This window comes from Desulfovibrio mangrovi, from assembly GCF_026230175.1.
Classification (GTDB): Bacteria; Desulfobacterota; Desulfovibrionia; order Desulfovibrionales; family Desulfovibrionaceae; genus Halodesulfovibrio; species Halodesulfovibrio mangrovi.
In genome coordinates, this window is record NZ_CP104208.1 from 2,275,249 (window position 1) to 2,294,969 (window position 19,721).

Genomic DNA, 19,721 nt, shown 5'->3' on the forward strand with positions numbered 1-19,721 from the left:
CTTACAAATGATACCCTGGCTTCATCGAGGAGGGACTGTAGTTGGGTGCGGAAGAAGGCGGCCCGGAATGAGTAGGAGCTTCCGCATCCGAAATTGCGCTCTGCAGCGCATCCATTCCATAGGCCTTGGAGAACTCCACCAGAGAATCCGCTATCCCTGAGGTCGTGCTGGGAATCTTGCCCAACACCCTGCCGGCAATTGCCTGCAAGGTTGTTGCAGAAAGCGATCTTATAATGACTTCCTTCCAGGACTTGTTCTTGGAGTAGGCATCGGCCCCCGCACCAACCCCGGCGCCTGTCGCATCCAACACACCGCCTATGGCTATGAGCTTTGCGGCTTCCGCAGTGGTGAGTGTCGCAACACCGGCTCCCCCGATGGCAGAAGTTCCCACTATCGAAACCCATTTGACCAGTTCCATGCGCTTTCGATTTTTCTCGTGTTCGTCAGCCTCGTCCATAGCCGCCTGGCCCCGCTCAAGCAGCTTATCAATCATGCGTCGCTGATTTCTTTTTATATTCGCATCAGCCTGCTTTTTCACGGAATCGCGAATCTGCTTTTCACGGGAATCAGACAGAGAACCGTTCCCCGCTTCCGCACGTTCTGCATTTCGATCAGCAATAGCTATCTCACCCTGATTCTTATCAATTTCGTGCTGTTTCTTAATAACTCTCTTCCACATGTTGAAGTAGTCATTTTCCTTCTCGACGGAAGAGTCGCCATCCTGAATCTCCTTTTCAATCTGAGACATATGCTTCCGCATCAAATCCAGCTGCTTGCGCAGTTGCTCCCCACGGCGCCTGGTCGCTTCTGCCCGCCTCTTAGCCTCTTCGATCCGTCTCTCCAGATCTTCCTTCTGCAAAGGCGTGCCATAGGCCCTGACCAGATCAGCTTGTGAAAGCGCACCAAAGCCTTCCGACTTCTTCCCGCCGCTTCCGCCGCCATCGCCTCCACCTCCGGCACCACCACCGGCACCGCCACCTCCACCACCGCCGCCTCCGTCGCCATAGGCAAACGCGTGGCCGCTGTGCGCCAGAACCATCAAGACCACCAACAAGCAACTCAACCCACGTAAAACACCTTGCTTCAGCATACTCCCTCCTCAACTGAAAACGGAATGTTTTGGGGCTCCCCCCCGAATTTACCTTGTATTACCTGACTTGACCTGTCTGCTCCCATCAAGGGGGAAACCGAATCGAACAGTCTGCAAGCCCGAACATGACTCCGGTACGAACTCCGGCACCATGACGGCCTGCCCCCCAGCGCTGTATCTGAACAACCGTATCGCCGGACTTGCGACGCCCTCCTCACTGACATGCGTAAGGAACAGCTCAGTCTCCGGCGAACGGGATTTCCCGGAAAACACCAGCCAGCGCCCGTTTGGCGACCAGCTGTGCCATGAATTCATTCCGTCGACATTACCTGCCAGAGGGCGGGCTTCACCTCCCCCGGCAGGTACAATCATCAGGCGGCTGCGTGGTTGCAACACAAGGCCCGTCGGACTCTGCGTAAAGACGATCCATTTGCCGTCGGGCGAATAGCGGGCGAAATAATTGCTCTTGCCATTGCCCGAAGCCCCCTTCAACGGCTCAGGAACCCCACCCTTCCCTTGATTGAACGGCACCGTCCATATATCGAATTGAATCGGATACTTTTTATTCAAGGCATGTATGCTGGAAGAAGAAGGCTCCCCCTTGACCTGTCCACTCAATACGGCCTGAAGCAGGGCATCATCGACGGGCGCACGCGAAAAGGCGAGGGTCCGGCCATCCGGACTGAATGCCGGAGCTGTCTGCACGACGCGGTCGTCGTTTGCCCCGCTAAGATCGAAGTGCTTCTTTGCGGCAGTATCGTAAACGCCTATGCGACCGGTCACCGGAAAAAACAGCTGAGAAAACGCCTTGTCTTCAAGGCTCACAAAAAGCGAGCTCTCTCCGATGGTCGAAGCGGCGAACCTGCCGTCGTATGATAGTGCGGTGAACAATCCGAAACTATATTGCGCGGGAGGAGGCGTGGGACGGTTGTTCCATGAAATGACGTCCCCCTTGCCCACCACCACATCCTTGGACGTTTTCACAAGGAGATAGCCCCCCTTGTCCCCGTCCACATCCACGTCCATCCCAAGTAACTGTCCCCCCGGTGAAAAGGCATGGCAATTTCCGCAGATAGGAAGACCATCCATCACCTTGGCCGCACTTCCTGCGCTGGCAACATCCGCAAGCAACCATTGCGTATTTTCAGGATGTGCCTGACCTACGGCAAAAGGAACGGGTTTGCGCAAAAAAAAGACACTCGCCCCTACAGGATCTTCGCTGAACGAAAAACGGGCAGAGACCTCTTGTTCAATGGTCCTTCCGTCCCACCCGCCGACAGCTGACAATGCCACACTGAAAGAACCTCCGGAAACTGCCTGCGCCTGTTCCCTGATCATACTCCAATGATGGGACTCCGGTATCCACCGTTCATTCGAAGTCACCAGACTCAGAACAGGGGAGTCCCCCACAGAAACCGTAAGCAGCCATGCGTTGGGCTTATCACTGGCCACACTCCACCAGAACAGAGGCGACGCAAGATCCTTCGGAAATACTGTCCCCTGCAAAGGTTCAAGCAGTCTGATTCGCCCTCCGGCATTGTTTTCAGCACCGGAAGCTTGTTCCGGCACTTCTTCCGGTTCCTCTGAGCGATGAATGGATTCTGCAAAAGACTTTGCTTCTGATGCAGAAAACTCAGAGTAGGCTCCCTGATAGGCCCAAATCCCGCCTGTTTCCGCGCAAACTGGAGAAACTGCAGACAACAAAATTACAACACCCGACAACATAACAAGAATCAAGAACGTTGAAATACGCACCAACCCCTCCCATTCTGTCCAACTAGACGTAAGGAGACCCCCTCCTGAAAGCGCAAGACACACTACGACGTACAAACATCAACCATCTGGATGCATAACCCCATACAGGAGTACAACCACTCAGCATAATAGTAAAGCACTCACCCTGCAGCAACGTAGCTGTTTTCAGCCAACCATATCTTGTTCAAGCAAGGCTTCCTTTCTTTTGCCTGCTCCAGCCCCCCCACGAACAGTATAATCAGCTGATTATACACACAAACAACACCCTCAACATTCCCCTTTAGGGAAATGAGAAAAAGCCTCTTGTGTAATACCCCGAATACACGTTGCTACGACGGACCATCATACAATCACCTCCTCTTGTCTGGGAGTTTTCCTGTAAGCAAGCCCGCTCCAGCCCCTTTCATCCACGCTGTCCACCCGATTGCATCCTGCTGAAAGAACTTCACGATCTCCCCCTTGACCTTGCCCTTAAGGGAAACGCCACACTCAGCCTTGGTGTAAGCAACAACAGACACAAGCGTCATGCGCGCACATTTTAGAGCAACACATCACAAAACACTGCGCCAACCATGCTTGCAGCCCTTGCAACAGGGACCAGCCGAATTCAATGGCATTGTGCCAAACTCATACAACAAAGGACGATACATGAAAGTCACCAAACGCAGTCTCAACAGAATCGGCACCCTGCTGCTGTCAGCATCCTTGTTGCTGATGGCCACCGCAGCCTTTGCGGCAGCTCCCAAGTATGTGTTCTACTTCATCGGCGACGGCATGGGTCCCGTGCAGCGACAGGCTGCGCAGTATTTCCACAAGATCGAAACCGGCAATCCTGAAGCCCGTCTGATCATGAACAGCTTTCCCATCTCGGCACTGGTAACCACCCATTCCGCCAACACCCTGATCACGGACTCTGCAGCAGGCGGCACCGCTCTCGCCACCGGTTTCAAGACCACCAACGACATGGTTTCCAAGCTGCCTGACGGCACCGATGTGAAGACCATTGCCGAAGCCGCCCGCGATGCCGGTTACGCAGTCGGCATTGCCACCACCACCCGCATCACCCACGCCACTCCTGCAGCTTTCTCCGCACACAACGTGCATCGCAGCAATGAAAATGAAATCGCCATCGACCAGTTGAACTCCGGCTTCGACTATCTGGCAGGCGGCGGCTACCGCAACTTTGTGGCCAAGAACAACGCTGAAGGCCTCAAGTCCAAGCGTAAGGACGACCGCGATCTGGTAGCCGAGTTCAAGGCCAAGGGATACACCACCTTCATCGGCGACAAGAACCGCGACGCCTTCCGCGCCTACAAGCCCAAGAAGGGCGACAAGGTACTGGCTCCCGTTTCCTCCAGCGCCATGGACATGGAAATCGACCGCCGCAACAGCGGTGAAGCCGAAAACGCCATGCCCTCCCTCGCCGAACTGACCGCCAAGGGCATTGAAGTGCTTGCCGCACAGGAAAAGCCCTTCTTCATGATGGTGGAAGGCGGCCGCATCGACTACGCCGCTCACTGTAACGACGCAGCAGGCACCATCTGGGACACGCTTGCCTTTGATAACGCCATCGCCAAGGCCTACGAATTCTACAAGAAGCACCCCAAGGAAACCCTGATCGTGGTTGCCGCCGACCACGAAACCGGCGGCATGGCCATGGGTATCAGCCTTGATTCCAAGGGTTACTTCCTCAAGCTTAACGAACTGTTCAAGGTCAAGGTATCTGCCGAAGACGTGCTGATGTACGTCTACCCCCAGATGGTCAAGGACATCCCCGATGTCGCCGCACGCCAGAAGGCCTACTACGATTACATTGCAGAAAACTTCGGTCTGAACGACCTGAATGCCCGCGAGCAGAAGATCATCGAATCCGCCATGGCTGTGGAAGACAAGAACCAGGGGCTGCCTGAAGAACAGCAGACCACCTACGGTTATGCCTACACCCCCACTATGATCGCCGTAGCCCACGTGGTTTCCGAGCGCGCCCGCATCAGCTGGACTTCCTACGTGCACACGGCCTCTGTGATCACCCTGTCCGCAGAGGGCTTTGGCGCCGAGCAGTTTGCAGGTTTCAAGGACAACACCGACGTGCCCAGAATCATGGCCAAGATCATGGGTGCCAAGCTGTCCCCGATGGAACGTACTCCTTCCGCAGCCCTGCTGGGCGAGACCACCGGTCCGGCCAAGAAGTACTCTGAGATCCCCTTCGGAGAAACCCAGAACGTTCTCGGCAAGAACTAGCCACAACCTTGGGGAGGGCGGGTCACCGCTCTCCCCCATTATCCGGAATGCCCATGCCCGACCTGAAGAAACTGCTCGTTGAGCTTACGCTTGCTGTGGCCCTGATTGCCGGCCTTTTTTGGGTCGGACAATCATCCCTGTCCGATTCGGATGGAGAGAACGTGCAGGAGGTGACCGCAACGGTCCTCGCCGCAGACAACAGCGAAGTGCTGCAAGCCGGAGCGGGAGCCGTGGGCCCGCAGCACCTGCGCGTCATCATTGACGGCGGCATGTGGAAGGGAACCGAGACGAAAGCGCTCAACCACCTCAACGGGCAGCTGGACATGGACGAGATCTATGCACCGGGCGACCGCATTCTGCTTGCCGTGCACATTCAGGACGACAGCATTACAGACGCCCGCGCCATAAACTCCTTCCGACAGAACTGGGAACTGGCGCTCTTTGCCGTGTTTGCGCTGGCCCTGATCGTTTACGCCCGTCTGATCGGCCTCAAGGCCCTTGTCTCGTTCGTCGCCTCACTGGGAGTGCTCTGGTATTTCTACATCCCCAACCTGCTCAAGGGCGCAGATCCGCTCCCTCTCAGCCTTGCGGTACTGGTGCTGCTCTCACTGGTAATCATCATTACCGTTGCAGGGGTGACACGGCAGGGAATAGCCGCTTTTCTGGGCACGGTATGCGGCATGGCCGTGACCCTGCTGCTGACGCTCTTCTTCGGCGACAAGTTCAATCTGCTGGGCATGACCACCCCCTTTTCCACCACCCTGCTTGTGCAAGGGGCATACGGGCTCAATTTCCAGCACATCTTTTATGCGGCTGTCCTGCTGGGTGCCTCGGGTGCGGCAATGGATATCGCCATGGACGTCAGCGCCTCCATGCACGAGATAAAAATGAAACGGCCGGATATCGGCATGAAGGAATTGGTGGAGTCCGGCTTCAATATCGGGCGCATGGTCATCGGAACCATGTCCACCACGCTGTTGCTGGCCTATTCCGGCGGCTATCTGACCATGCTGATGGTCTTTGTGGCGCAGGAAACCAGCATAGCCCGCATTCTGAACATGAAGCTGGTTGCGGCTGAAATCTTCAGGGTGCTCATCGGCAGCATCGGACTTCTCATCGTCGCCCCTGCCACCGCAATCATTGCAGGCGCCCTGCTGACGTACGAATTCGGCAAAGCCAGACAGCCTGCCGCCACAGCCGACGCTGTGTACCAGACGGAAAATCGTTAGACGCCGCAAGACGGCAAGAACCGCCCCACGGACAGAAACGGCGGGCAGGAAAAAAGGACGGAAAAGTTCGTCACCGTCCGCCCCCCCTGTCGTTATGGTTAAAGCGCCTTGATCCAGAATTGCATCACATGGTCGACGCTTACTCCGTCCAGCTCCGGCCACGCCAGATTGGCGGTCACTCCTTCCATGCGCAAAAAGGCATTACGGAGCAGAAAGCGATCTATGGGAACATAGCCTTCCGGCTGCAAGGGGTGGTCAGGAGGACGAACAACGGTGGCGCAGGTGAGATACCTGAACTGCGGCATGGTGCGCACATGCTGCTCCGCCAGTTCCAACAGGGCTGTTCCGTGCCCGCCGCTGCGGAATTCAGGATGAAACAGCAGCTCACCGACATAGTACACTTCGTTCAGAGAGTATTCAGTGCCGGCAAAACAGGCCCTGAAATCCTCCATCTCATCCTGCAACGGGATACCGGTCACAGCACCGGCAACATGTTCCCCATGCCAGGCCAATATGGCAAAGGCGTTTGCCGACTCGGCATACACCTTCAGGTATTCAAGCTCGTACCGTTCTTCCCCGCTGTACAGATAGGGATACTCTCTGAATATGCGTATTCTCAGATTAGCGATGGAATCCAGATGAGGCAGTAATTCAGCCCCTTTCAAGAATTGCGTTCTGGTAATCATAACGTTCGACTTTCCTGTAGCATCTCTATGAAATCCTCAGTACTGCGATGCACATGCACCGCCGGATTGAAGCCGATAGACCGCTACAGCGTCACCTGTCAACAGGCCGGACAACATGCTGCGGCATACAAAAGAACGCCTCCGGCCGAGACCGGAGGCGATACATTTTCTCTCTGGCGATGCAGGGAGCAACTTTCCCTACTGCGCATTCTGGACCTGACGCTTGCCGTTGCGCTGGCGCTTCTGGCCATTGGAGCCGCCCACATCGGAATCCTTCATCATAGTCATGAAGGCATCGACACAGTCCGGACAAAGATGCCCGCCCCGCATCTCCTTGATAACAACGGATGCCTCTTCGTAACTCATGGCCCTTCGGTACGGGCGGTTGCTGGTCAGGGCATCATACACATCTGCCACTGCAACAATGCGTGCATCCAGGGGAATGGATGATCCTTTGAGCCCCAACGGATACCCGCTGCCGTCCATACGCTCATGATGGTACATGACGGCGTCCAGAATGGACTGCATGGAAGGAATGGGCTTCAGTATCTGCGCCCCCTTGAGGGGATGCGACCTGATGTTGTCATACTCCTCGTCAGAGAGCTTGCCCTCCTTGAGGAGCACCGAATCTGCTATGCCGATCTTGCCAATATCATGCAGCCGTGCCGCCAGCACGATTCTCTCCACATTGTCGGGAGGAAGCCCCATATGCTCTGCCAGACTTTTAGAGATGGAAGCCACTGATTCGGAATGGCCCCGGGTATAGGCATCCCTCGCTTCAAGAGCCTGAATAAGACTGGCAATGGCGGAGAGAAGCATGGTCCGCTCCCGGGTAAGCCGACTCCGCTCCTGCAACAGCATCATGCCGTGGTCCGAAAGGAGTTTTTCAGCCAGCAGCACCACCTCTTCCACATTGAAGGGCTTGACGAGGTAGGCATCTGCACCTTTTTCCGACATCTGGCGAAGCATTCTGCGGTCCGAACTGCTGCTCATGGCCACAAAAGGGATGCTCTGGTACAGTTCCATGGCCCGCACGGCCTTGCAGAAAGTCTGTCCATCCATGACCGGCATGGCTATGTCCGAGAGAATAAGGTCCGGCTGAAACGAAGAGAGACGGGACAACGCTTCCCGTCCGTTTTCCGCCTCGACCACACGAAAACCGGCCTGCGCCAGACTTCTACACACAACGGAACGAATGCTGTTCGAGTCATCCACGACAAGCACCCCCTTGCCACGAAGCAGCGCCGCCCTCTCAAGGGTGCGTTCAACCCGCTGGAGCAACTCGCTCTTGCATTCCGACTTAGCCAGATAGCAAACGGCCCCTACATCAAACCCCTTTGTAATATCCTGATCAGACTCCAGGTTACTGAGAATGATGATGGGAACCCCCTGGGTGGTCGGGTCATCCTTCAACTTCCGGCAAAGAGATAGTCCGTCCATTCCGGGCATCTGGACATCGGTTATGATCAGGTCAAGATACTTGGAACAGGCGATCTCCAAAGCGTCAACACCATTCTCCGCTTCATATATCCGGGGACGCAATGCAGTCAGCTGGCTTTTCAAAAAATCCCGCGCCGACAAACTATCGTCCGCAATCAGGATACGAGGCTCGGCTTGCTCGGCAGGCATATCCACACCTCACTTTTTTTACAGCTCACATTCCACAGCATAGCCTAATGCATTACGACAGCCATGTAATTATATCTTGCATCCTACGAAGGAGTTCTTTCTTCCCAATACATAACTATCCGAAGTACGGAACAATATTCGGACAACCCGCAATGCGTTCTCAGTTTCACCACAGGGCATGGCTATGGCAATCTGCCATCTCCCACCAGCAAAACGATTTTACATTCCCTGACACCATCCAAAAGCCGCCAACAGAGGCAAAAGGTGCATCAAGAACTACCAAACTATATCAACTTCCCGTCGCCGCAGGCCACTTTACAGGGCTTGCCGTCTTACGTTATGAAAAAATAGGTATAATCTCCATTTTGCCCGCAATTCACTCCGTACATTAACAGACGGCAGGAGAAATCGATGGAACGGCACAGCCATATGAAACGCCCGACCAGGTGCAACCTTAGCGTCAATGGGATTGCCTTGTTACGGCTGTCTGCCCTTCTCCTCATGTCATTACTTCTGTTTACCGCCCTTCCTGCCCGGTCATCAGCACCCGCCCCAATCCTCATAGGCGCCTGCTTTGCAAAAACCGGAACCGGCGCCATGGAGAACTCGCCCAATTTCCGCATTACCCAGCTTGCAGCAAAGGCCATCAACGCCGCTGGCGGAGTATTGGGAAGACCTCTCAAAATAATCGAGTTCGATACCATGAGCACACCTCTCGGAGCCAGACAGGCCGCTCTTGGTGCCATTGATGCCGAGGTCGTGGCAGTTGTAGGCCCGTCGTGGAGTTCTCAGGGCATTCCCATGGCAAAAGAGCTCCAGAAGGCCGGAATCCCCATGATCGGAACGACTACAACCGCAGCCGAGGTAACGCAGGTGGGCGATTTCATCTTCCGGACCTGCTACACGGACAAGCAGCAGGCAAAAGCGCTTGCCACCTTTGCCCGTCAGGACCTGAACGCCACCCGGGCTGCGGTTATGACCATAGCCGGCGACGTATACAGCGAAGGGTTCAGTGCAGCCTTCATCAGCAAATTCACTGAACTGGGCGGCACCCTGACCGTGCAGTCCCGCTATCTGCAGGATGCCATGGACTTCACCCCGCAGGTTAACGCCATTCTTGCAAACAAGCCGGACATCGTTTTCGCGGCAGGCTTCACCAGAGACTCCGGCCTGCTGCTGAAGCAGTCACGCAAATCAGGAATTGCCGTGCCCTTTCTCGGCGGTGACGGCTGGTCGCCGCTGGAGCGTTACCCCTATCTCAATCCCGCAGACGGCGATAACTACTATTCATCCCACTGGCACAGGGACATGGATACGCCGAGCAACCGTCATTTCATCGCGTTGCTGAAACAGGAACTGGGAGAAGAAGCCCCTGCCACCATAGATGCAGGCATACCCAACACTTTTGACGCGGTGGGCCTGATCGCCGAAGCCATCCGCAGGGCGAAAAGCACTGAACCAGCAAAAATCAGGGACGCGCTGGAGACCATTGAAAACTATGAGGGAGTTACCGGAACCATTTCGTTCAGGACCTCCAGAGACCCTTTGAAATCCGTCATAATTCTCCAGATCACCAACAGAGGCGCAGAATTTGTCAAAGCAGTCACCTCCCCCTAGCTGCAGCGGTATCATTCCTTTCCCGAGTTGTCTGACCGCGGAGTATCCAGCGTGAGCAAGAGCATTACCAATCACCTGCATAGAGATGTGCTGACCACATTCATGGTCATCGCTTTGCTTTTCATCGCGCTTGGCGGTTTCATGCAGGTACAATGGAAAGACGACAACATTGATACCGTATGCCGTCATCTGGACACGATAATCGCCCGCGAGCAGAATGCCCTTGCCAATGAGCTGTTCGAGAGAAGGACACCGGCCTTAACCCTGCGCATAGGTGAAATCAGCATGGTGCAGGACGTGCTGGAGGTCACTCTGTATGATGCGCAGGGAACCCCCCTTGTCCACGCGACAAACGGCTCAACGACCATGACGCCGGGCCATCTCGAAAAACTTGATGTTTCCCTGCTCGACACCTCTCTGCCCTATACCTTCACCCACAACTTCAACACGCTGCAATTCCGCCGCCCCATAACAGCCATCGGCGAAACCCTTGGCTGGATCACACTATCCTTCGACCTCAGCCAGTTAAAGCGTCAGGCCATCGGCTTTTTCGCCTTTTTCTTCTGCCTGCTGCTCATCACGCTGGCCTGCATGCAGCTTCTGCTGATCAGAAGATTACGCCATTCCGTAGTCACTCCCCTGAAGCAACTTGATGCCGCCATGCGGGAAATGGATGCCTCAACACTCTCCGTCTCCATTCCCAGCTTGGGGGCAAGCCGCGAAATCGACGTGCTGGCAGCCTCGTTTCAGGATCTCATTGCACGCCTGAACAACTCATATCTGGAACTCGACCGGAGCAAGGAGGCCCTCGCCCGGAGTGAAGAACGACTTTCCAGAGTGTTTTCAGCCACCTCGGATGCCATATGGGAATGGTCCTTCAAAACGGGCGAGACCTATTTCAGTCCCCGCTACTATGAAATGCTGGGATATGAAGACCAGGAACTGCCCATGACCTACGAAACATTCAAGGATCTGTGTCATCCGGATGATTTCCCCATGACAGAACAACGCATGGCGAGCTCCTTGCAGACACATAACGCAAAATCCTACCATGCAGAGTTCCGCATGAGGGCCAAGGACGGAAACTGGCGCTGGATACTTTCCCGCGGCAGCGTCATAGAACGCGATGAAGAGGGCAATGCGGTCATGGTCTGCGGCACCCATACCGACATCACCCGCCGACGATACAACGAAGAAAAACACCGGCTTCTCTTTGAGGCCTCGCCGGAAGCCATTTTCATAATCAAGGATACGCTGATAACAGACTGCAACCCCAAGGCGCTGGAGTTCTTCCGCTGCACTCGGGACATGTTGCTCAACAGGCCCCCCGAGGACATCTCGCCTGCACATCAACCGGATGGGACGCCCACCCCGCAGAAGGTGCTAACCATTCTGGAACAACTACAGCGAAACGGACCACAGACGTTTGAATGGCTGCACCGCCGATTCGACGGCACCCTGTTCTACGCGGAGGTCTCTTTGGCCGCCATGAACCTGCTTAACGAAATACATGCGATTGCCTTCATACGCGACATTTCCGAACGCAAACAGGTGCAGGACATAATGATCCAAAACGAAAAGATGATCTCCGTCGGCGGACTTGCCGCGGGCATGGCGCATGAGATCAACAATCCGCTTGGCGGTATTCTGCAGGGCGTGCAGAATATAAAACGACGCTTCCAGCCCAGCTTGCCCGCCAACCGCAAAGCAGCAGAAGCTACAGGCTGTGACCTTGAGGCCGTACAGAATTACATGCGGGAACGACGAATCGACATGCTCATGGCCGGCATTCAGGAATCCGGCCAGCGTGCAGCGGACATCGTTGCCAGCCTGCTTACCTTCAGCCGCAAGAGCGAGGGGGTGTATGCAACATGCAATATGATAGAACTGGTGGAACGAGCCATCGGCCTTACGGAATCCGATTATGACCTGAGGCGCAACTACGACTTCAGGAATATTGCAATCGTTCGCAACTATCCTCCGGAAGAATTCCCCAAGGTGGAATGTGCGGCAACGGAAGTGGTGCAGGTGCTGTTCAACATTATCCGCAACGCGGCGCAGGCCATTGCCCGCCAGCCGGACAGGCCGGAAAAGGGAATCATCACGGTATCGCTGTGCCATGACGATATTCAGTGCGCCATAGACATCACCGACAACGGTCCGGGGATGGATGCAGAGACCGCACGCCGCGTGTTCGACCCCTTCTTCACCACCAAGCAGCCCGGAGAGGGAACGGGACTCGGCCTTTCCGTCTCCTTCCAGATCGTGACCATCAACCATGGCGGTACGCTGAGTGTGGACTCCACCCCCGGACAGGGCACCACCTTCCATGTCCGCCTACCCCTCAGGCATCAACTCCAGCGCACCCTGAATGACTTGATGGTGTGATGCTGCCGAGCCGGAAACACAATACGCCGCCTGTCAGAAACGACTGGCGGCGTCTGTATTTCGCGGAAGACCACCGTCCTAGCCGAAGAGCCGCTCCAGATGCGCCGTGTAGCGTCTGAAGTCCTCGTCCACTTTCGCATTCTTCAACACGTCATAGCAGACAAAGGTCTCCAACGGCGTCATGCCGAAGAACCGGTAGTTCATGTGCATAGGCCAAAACAGGTCGTCCACGTCCTTGCCCTGAAACAGGTACTGCGTGGCGTCGCCAAAGGCTTCACGCGGTGCGTTGAAGGTGAGGGAGAACATGTACCTCTTCCCCTGCATGGTGCCACCCGTACCATACTGCTGCAATACATCCGAACGGGTTCTGCCATCCCCTGTGCACAGCCTGCCGTCCATGCCCGCGGAGAACACCTGATCCATATACTTCTTGCAGCTCCACGGAAATCCCATCCAGTTGACGGGAGACTGCACGATAACGACATCCGCCCACACATGCTTGTCCACTTCGGCACCCGGATCATAGTCATCCCGCATGGTGGTCACCTTCACCGCGTGCCCCAATGCGGAAAGAGTCTTCTGCGCAATATCCACCAGCGAAGCATTCAGCCTGCCTTCTGAAAAGGGGTAGTATTCATGACCATTGATGATGAACACGTTCGACATATCTCATCCTCCGGTTTTGTATCGTCGGCAAGCGGCAGGTCGAAATTCCGTGCCGCAAGAAACGGTTCCCATGTTCCATCATGCACGGGACGGAAGGAAGGTCAAGACGGCAGCTGGAACTAATCCGCTGTCGATAGGCAAACGGACCTTTACAGCCCGTAAAGCACAGTGACATCAAAGCCGCAAACAGCCCGGCTCAGAAAACAAGTTTTTACTGATATATCAGTAAATTGTAGAACATTCAGATTTGGCACATTCCTTGTTATCCAACGCCTGCGGAATTTGCGGGGCTCAGACGACAGGGAGAGATAATGGCCTTTCTACATGTGTTGCTTGCGGGAGAATGCGGCAACAAACTCGATCAACTGGCAGCGGCACTTGCCGATCTGGGATATGATACGACCATGGTCACAGGCAGGATTGCGACCATGCAGTGCCTGTTTTCGAACATCTATGATGTGGTGGTGCTGGACGAAAGCATAGCGGATGCGCACTGCCCGCACTGGCTACATCAAATCAAGGTGCTCTCCCCGCAAAGCCAGATCATCCGCCTGACGGCTACGGACGGCAAAACGGACGCGGTAACCCTTCAGAGCCCGCAGTCCATGGAAATATTCGAGCAGCTCCCCTGCCCCGTTACCGCGCAGCAGCTTTCCCGCTCCATTCTGAACGCCTGCACCTGCGGGCACCATGCACAGCCGGGCCTGCACCCCACGGGCTAACCCCGGGTATTTCCCTCTCCCCCCGGGCCCAAAGGCTTTACGAAGACTGCAATAAAAGTTGCAATGACAACTTTTATTGCAGACGTAACCGCTGCAACTTATGACGCTCCCTCCCCCTGTGCGCCATGACAATCACGTCAACAAAAGTTGCGACACTCCCCCTCCTCCCCTCTTGCCTCCGCTCATCAAAGGGCCTGCGAGGCATACCCAACCCCGTTTTGAGAATAACCATATTCACCTGATATAACGTATATTTTCACGAAGAGTGCAACTTTCGTTTCCCATTTCCAAGCTCCTGCGCACCATACAGCACATCTTGGCACAGTCCTTCCATTACGACCCGACACACCACTTGCTTCAGGAGGAACCCAAGCATGTATGTCGGGTTGAAGATGCTGAAGAGCTTCATGCCGCAATCGCCGGATACGCTGGCGGAAAAAGCGGCGGAACTCATGGAAACGAACATGCTGTGGATGCTGCTTATCGTTCAGGATGACAAGGTGATAGGCTATGTCCGCAAAGAAGATATAAGCGCCGCCATGCCGTCCAAGATGACCGGCCTGGATAAACACGAAATCAACTACCTGCTCTCAAAGCTGACCCTGCGCAAGATAATGCGCACCGACATAACCACGGTCCGGCCGGAAACGGAGATCGAAACCGCCGCCGTGATCATGCGTGAAAAGAATGTTGCGGGCCTTGCAGTGGTGGATGCCAACGACAAGGTCATCGGCTTCATCAACCGCACGGTGCTCCTCGACGTGCTGGCCGAGGAAATGGGCTACGGCACAACCGGATCACGCATCGTCTTCGAAGTGGAAGACCGCCCCGGCGTTCTGAAGCACGTTTCCACCCTCATCGACGAGATGGGCTACTCCATCATCGCGGCGGGCACCTTCAACCACGGTCCGCGCCGCATGGTGGTCATCCGTATAGACGCGGAAAACCCCTCATCCGTAGCCGCAGCGCTGCAGAAAAACGGCTACGACGTGGTCGGCCCCGAGGACTTCAGGCATGAGTGGGAATAACGGCACCCTGCTTGAGGTGAAGGACGTCACCCTCACCTTCAAGGGACTCGCCGCCCTCTCCGGCGTCTCCTGTTCCGTGCAAAAGGGCAGCATCACCTCGCTCATCGGCCCCAACGGCGCGGGCAAGACCAGCATGCTCAACTGCATTTCCGGCCGGTACAGCCCCGATTGCGGGTCCATTGCCATGGACGGACGCGAAATGCTCGGTACCAACGCCAGCAAGCGGGCAGGCTTCGGCCTTGCCCGAACCTTCCAGAACATCGCGCTCTTCAAGGGACTATCAGTGCTGGACAACCTGATGGTGGGCCGCCATTCGCGCATCGGCTACGGACTCTTGGCCTCGGTCTGCTACTTCGGCAAGGCCCGCAGGGAAGAGGCGCGGCATCGCGCCCGCGTGGAAGAGATCATCGACTTTCTGGGCCTCTCGCCCTACCGCCACCAGACTGCCGGGCACCTGCCGTACGGCATCCAGAAGAAGGTGGAGCTTGGCCGCGCCCTTGCTGCCGAGCCGGAGCTGCTGCTTCTGGACGAGCCCATGGCGGGCATGAACCTTGAGGAAACAGAGGACATGGCCCGCTACATTCTGGACATCAACGAGGAGTGGGGCATCACCGTATTCCTCGTGGAACACGACATGGGCGTGGTCATGGACCTCTCCAACCACGTGGTCGTGCTGGACTTCGGCCGGATTCTGGCCTGCGGCACCCCGCACGAGGTGCAGAACAACCCCAAGGTCATCAGCGCCTACCTCGGCGATGAGGACGCACTCTATCAGGGACGCTGAACCATGGCGAACGCATATCAAACCACCCTGCCCGCCCTGCTGCTGAAGAACGCCCGGGAACGCGGCACGCGCACGGCCATGCGCGAAAAGTATCTGGGCATCTGGCAGGCTTTTTCCTATCAGGAATATCTGCAGGTCACCTCCGAATTCGCCGCAGGCCTGAAGCAGTTCGGGCTCGGCAAGGGTGACGCCATTGTCATCATCGGCGACAACCGGCCCGAATGGCTGTGGGCCCAGTTGGCCATACAGGGCATCGGCGGTTACTCGGTGGGCCTGTATCAGGACTCCCCCGCCGAGGAGATCGGCTACATCTTCAACCTTTCCGAAGCCAAGCTCGTGGTGGCCGAAGATCAGGAGCAGGTGGACAAGGTGCTTTCCATCCGGCACGAGCTGCCGCACCTGCGCCACATCGTCTACCACGACCCCAAGGGACTTGCCGCATACGATGCCGAGGGACTTGTCTCCTTCGATCAGGTGCGCGAAGCCGGACGCGCCGACGCCGCCCGCTACCCGGAATGGGCAGAAGCCATCCGGCCCGACGACCTTGCGCTGGTTGCCACTACTTCCGGTTCCACGGGCAGGCCCAAGCTGGCCATGCTCTCACACGCCAACCTGCTTTCCATGGCCTGGAACCTCGGCCAGTCCGATCCCAAGAAAGAGTCGGACGAGTTTGTCTCCTTCCTGCCGCTGGCATGGATGGGCGAACAGATGATGGCGGTCGCCTCCGCCCTGCTCTTCGGCTTCTGCGTGAATTTTCCCGAAGAGCCGGACACCGTGCAGGAAAACATCCGCGAGATCGGCCCCCACCTCATTTTCTCACCGCCCCGCGTATGGGAGAACATGGCGGCCAAGGTGCGCGTGCGCATCATGGAGACCACTCCCATCAAGCGCCGGCTCTTCAACCTGCTCATGCCGCTGGGCCTGCGCCATGCGGAAGCCGTGCTGAACAAGAGGAAACCGGGCATGCTGCTCTCCCTCGCCAACCGGATTGCGGACCTCTGTCTGTTCAGCGCCCTGCGCGACCGCATGGGCTTTTCGCGCATCCGCTCGGCATCCACAGGGGGCGCACCGCTGGGACCGGATACCTTCACCTTCTTCCACGCGCTGGGCATCAATCTCAAGCAGATCTACGGTCAGACGGAAATCGCGGGCATATCCTGCATCCACAAGGACGGTGACGTCAGCTTCGACACCGTGGGCGAGCCCATTCCCGAAACCGAAATCATGATATCCGGCGCTGGCGAAGTGCTTTCGCGCAGCCCCGCCGTTTTCATGGGCTACCTGAAAAACGAGGAAGCCACGGCGGAAACCCTTGAGGACGGCTGGCTCAAGTCCGGCGATGCCGGGTACTTCAAGGAAAATGGCCAGCTCGTCATCGTGGACCGCCTGAAGGACGTGATGACACTGAAGGACGGCACGCGCTTCTCGCCGCAGTTCATCGAGAACAAGATCAAGTTCTCCACCTACGTGCAGGAAGCCGTGGTCATAGGCCGCGACCGCGACTACATCACGGGCATCATCTGTCTGGACGGCGACATTGCCGGACGCTGGGCCGAACAGCAGCAGATTTCCTACACCACCTATCAGGACCTTGCATCCAATCCGCACCTCTACGACCTGATCGCGGACGAGTTGCAGTCCATCAACGACACCCTGCAGCAGGGCACAGCCATCCGCCGCTTCGCCCTGCTCTTCAAGGAACTGGACGCGGACGACGGCGAACTGACCAGAACACGCAAGATACGCCGCAAGGTCATAGAAGATCGCTACGGCGACCTCATCGCCTCGCTCTACAACGGCGCGGGCACCATGAACCTGACGGCACGCATCCGCTACCAGAACGGCACGGAGCGCACCATGTCCGGCCCCATAGCCATACGCGAACTCGGCACAGCCCGTACGGAGGCACGCTAATGGAATATTATCTTCAGCTTGCCATCAACGGACTGGTGGTCGGCTCCATCTACAGCCTTGTGGCGCTGGGCTTCGTCATCATCTTCAAGGCGACCAAAGTGGTGAACTTTGCGCAGGGCGAAATGGTCATGGCAGGAGCCTACGTCTGCTTCGCACTCACCGTGCAGTATCAGCTGCCCTTCCTGCTCTCCTTTCTGCTCACGCTGGGCTTTTCGCTGGTGCTGGGCATGGCCGTGGAACGCATGGTGCTCAGGCCGCTCATCGGCGAACCCATCATCTCGGTCATCATGGTCACCATCGGCCTTTCCTCCATTCTCAAATCGCTGGTGCAGGTCTTCTGGGGCACACAGATCCGCGTGTTTCCCCCCATCCTGCCGCAGGAGCCGTTCATGGTCTTCGGGCTGCCCGTAGCGCCGGTCTACATAGCCGCCTTCGTCCTGTGCCTGCTGCTCTTTGCAGTGTTCTCGCTGTTCTTCAAATATTCCTCCGTGGGCATCGCCATGCGCGCCACGGCGTATGACCAGCAGGCCGCGCAGTCCATGGGCATCGGCATCAAGAACATCTTTGCGCTGTCGTGGTGCATCGCCGCCGTGGTCTCGTCCATCGGGGGCATCATTCTGGGCAACATCAACGGCATCAACTCCCAGCTCGGGCATCTCGGACTCAAGGTGTTCCCTGCGGTGATCCTCGGCGGGCTGGACAGCCTGCTCGGCGCGGCACTGGGCGGCCTGATCATCGGCGTACTGGAAAACCTGTGCGAAGGGGTTGCCCGCGAGCTGCTGAACCTCGGCGGCGTGAAGGAAGTGGCCTCATTTGTGGTGCTGGTCGTCATCCTCATGATCAAGCCGCACGGCCTGTTCGGAACCGAAGAAATCGAGAGAGTGTAACATGCAGAACTGCGGTCTCTTCTTCACCTCATACAACGGCGAAAAGCAGCTCTTTGCTTCCGGCTTCCAGAAGGTCTGCCTCGGCCTCTTCATGGTTGCCATGCTTGCCGCACCGCAGGTGCTCAACCTGTACCATGTCTCGGTGCTCAACCTGATGATGATCTCCGTCATCGCCGCCGTGTCGCTGAACCTGCTCACCGGCGTGTGCGGACAGATGTCGCTGGGCCACGGCGCGTTCGTGGGCGTGGGAGCCTATGTCTGCGCGGCGCTGGCCGCCAAGGGGCTGCCCTTTGTGTTCTGCCTGCTGGGCGGCGGCTGCGTGGCAGCCGTGGTGGGCATGTTCTTCGGCATCCCCTCGCTGCGGCTCAAGGGCATCTACCTTGCCATTTCCACGCTGGCTGCGCAGCTCATACTGGAATACCTGTTCCTGCACATGGACTTTCTCACCGGCGGGGCCAACGGCATGGCCGTGGATTCGCCCTCGCTGTTCGGCTTCGCCTTCAATTCAGACACGCGCATGTTCTACCTCATCTTCGCCGTCACCACTCTGTGCGTGCTGGCCGTGAGCAACATCGTGCGCACCCGTTCCGGCCGTGCCTTCGTTGCCATACGCGACTTCTACCAGTCTGCGGAGAACGTGGGCGTGGACCTCTTCCGGTTCAAACTGCAGGCCTTTGCCACCAGTTCGTTCCTTGCGGGCGTGGCTGGCGGTCTGTGGGCCTACTACACCATGTACATCACGCCAGAGCAGTTCTCCATCGCCCTGTCCATCAGCTATCTGGCCATGATCATCATCGGCGGCATGGGTTCCGTGCTCGGCTCCATCCTCGGCGCGGTGTTCCTCACCCTGCTGCCCGAGGCCCTGAACATGCTGACCTCGTTCATAGGCAGCTACGCGCCGGATATCAGTTCCATGACAGCCCCGCTGAAGGAAGGCGTATTCGGCTTGACACTCATCCTGTTCCTCATCTTCGAGCCGGAGGGACTGGTGCGCAAATGGCGGCTCATCAAGGCGTATTGGAAGCTGTATCCCTTTGCCTACTAGCAGGACCCGGGAACGGCACAGACTACAAGGAAACAATGTG

15 protein-coding genes are annotated in these 19,721 nt (G+C 56.8%); 10 read left to right on the forward strand and 5 right to left on the reverse strand.

Features of this window, described 5'->3' with window-relative positions; genetic code table 11:
- Position 1 precedes the first annotated feature (1 nt).
- Together N1030_RS10470 and N1030_RS10475 are read right to left on the reverse strand one after the other, a co-directional pair.
- The gene (locus N1030_RS10470; protein ID WP_265825427.1) at positions 2 to 1,090 is read right to left on the reverse strand and encodes a hypothetical protein; all 1,089 of its coding nucleotides are present in this window, start codon (positions 1,088 to 1,090) and stop codon (positions 2 to 4) included.
- A 48-nt stretch (positions 1,091 to 1,138) separates the two neighbouring features.
- Positions 1,139 to 2,845 carry a TolB family protein gene (locus tag N1030_RS10475; RefSeq protein ID WP_265825428.1) on the reverse strand — a complete coding sequence of 569 codons (1,707 nt, stop codon included), beginning with the start codon at positions 2,843 to 2,845 and terminating at the stop codon, positions 1,139 to 1,141.
- Positions 2,846 to 3,493: 648 nt separating this feature from the next.
- Between N1030_RS10475 and N1030_RS10480 the strand changes: the two genes are divergently transcribed.
- Both N1030_RS10480 and N1030_RS10485 read left to right on the forward strand, forming a co-directional pair.
- A complete protein-coding gene (locus N1030_RS10480) occupies positions 3,494 to 5,086 on the forward strand; it encodes an alkaline phosphatase (RefSeq protein ID WP_265825429.1) in 1,593 nt (530 codons plus the stop codon).
- Between the two features lie 53 nt (positions 5,087 to 5,139).
- Positions 5,140 to 6,315: a YibE/F family protein gene (locus N1030_RS10485; RefSeq protein WP_265825430.1), complete on the forward strand. Its 1,176-nt coding sequence runs from the start codon at positions 5,140 to 5,142 to the stop codon at positions 6,313 to 6,315.
- A 98-nt stretch (positions 6,316 to 6,413) separates the two neighbouring features.
- Here the strand turns inward: N1030_RS10485 and N1030_RS10490 are convergent, their stop codons facing one another.
- Positions 6,414 to 7,001: a GNAT family N-acetyltransferase gene (locus N1030_RS10490; RefSeq protein WP_265825431.1), complete on the reverse strand. Its 588-nt coding sequence runs from the start codon at positions 6,999 to 7,001 to the stop codon at positions 6,414 to 6,416.
- A gap of 198 nt (positions 7,002 to 7,199) precedes the next feature.
- Positions 7,200 to 8,630, reverse strand: a complete 1,431-nt coding sequence (locus tag N1030_RS10495; protein ID WP_265825432.1) for a response regulator — start codon at positions 8,628 to 8,630, stop codon at positions 7,200 to 7,202.
- 501 nt (positions 8,631 to 9,131) lie between these two features.
- Here N1030_RS10495 and N1030_RS10500 point away from each other — a divergent pair.
- Positions 9,132 to 10,247: an ABC transporter substrate-binding protein gene (locus N1030_RS10500; RefSeq protein WP_265825433.1), complete on the forward strand. Its 1,116-nt coding sequence runs from the start codon at positions 9,132 to 9,134 to the stop codon at positions 10,245 to 10,247.
- A 51-nt stretch (positions 10,248 to 10,298) separates the two neighbouring features.
- On the forward strand, positions 10,299 to 12,635 hold the full coding sequence (locus N1030_RS10505; RefSeq protein WP_265825434.1) for a PAS domain S-box protein: 2,337 nt from the start codon (positions 10,299 to 10,301) through the stop codon (positions 12,633 to 12,635).
- Between the two features lie 78 nt (positions 12,636 to 12,713).
- Here the strand turns inward: N1030_RS10505 and N1030_RS10510 are convergent, their stop codons facing one another.
- Entirely contained in the window at positions 12,714 to 13,301 is a 588-nt protein-coding gene (locus tag N1030_RS10510; RefSeq protein ID WP_265825435.1) for an NAD(P)H-dependent oxidoreductase, read from the reverse strand.
- 311 nt (positions 13,302 to 13,612) lie between these two features.
- Here N1030_RS10510 and N1030_RS10515 point away from each other — a divergent pair, with 311 nt between their 5' ends.
- From N1030_RS10515 to N1030_RS10540, 6 genes are all read left to right on the forward strand, one after another.
- Positions 13,613 to 14,023, forward strand: coding sequence for a DNA-binding transcriptional response regulator (locus N1030_RS10515; RefSeq protein WP_265825436.1), 411 nt, complete (start codon positions 13,613 to 13,615; stop codon positions 14,021 to 14,023).
- A 374-nt stretch (positions 14,024 to 14,397) separates the two neighbouring features.
- Entirely contained in the window at positions 14,398 to 15,051 is a 654-nt protein-coding gene (locus tag N1030_RS10520; RefSeq protein WP_265825437.1) for a CBS domain-containing protein, read from the forward strand.
- Positions 15,038 to 15,835 (forward strand): ABC transporter ATP-binding protein, encoded by a 798-nt coding sequence (locus tag N1030_RS10525; RefSeq protein ID WP_265825438.1) that lies wholly within the window; start codon positions 15,038 to 15,040, stop codon positions 15,833 to 15,835. Before N1030_RS10520 ends, N1030_RS10525 begins: the two co-directional genes overlap by 14 nt.
- 3 nt (positions 15,836 to 15,838) lie before the next feature.
- The gene (locus N1030_RS10530; RefSeq protein ID WP_265825439.1) at positions 15,839 to 17,749 is read left to right on the forward strand and encodes an AMP-binding protein; all 1,911 of its coding nucleotides are present in this window, start codon (positions 15,839 to 15,841) and stop codon (positions 17,747 to 17,749) included.
- A complete protein-coding gene (locus tag N1030_RS10535; RefSeq protein WP_265825440.1) occupies positions 17,749 to 18,636 on the forward strand; it encodes a branched-chain amino acid ABC transporter permease in 888 nt (295 codons plus the stop codon). Before N1030_RS10530 ends, N1030_RS10535 begins: the two co-directional genes overlap by 1 nt.
- Before the next feature lies 1 nt (position 18,637).
- On the forward strand, positions 18,638 to 19,681 hold the full coding sequence (locus N1030_RS10540) for a branched-chain amino acid ABC transporter permease (protein ID WP_265825441.1): 1,044 nt from the start codon (positions 18,638 to 18,640) through the stop codon (positions 19,679 to 19,681).
- Positions 19,682 to 19,721 lie beyond the last annotated feature (40 nt).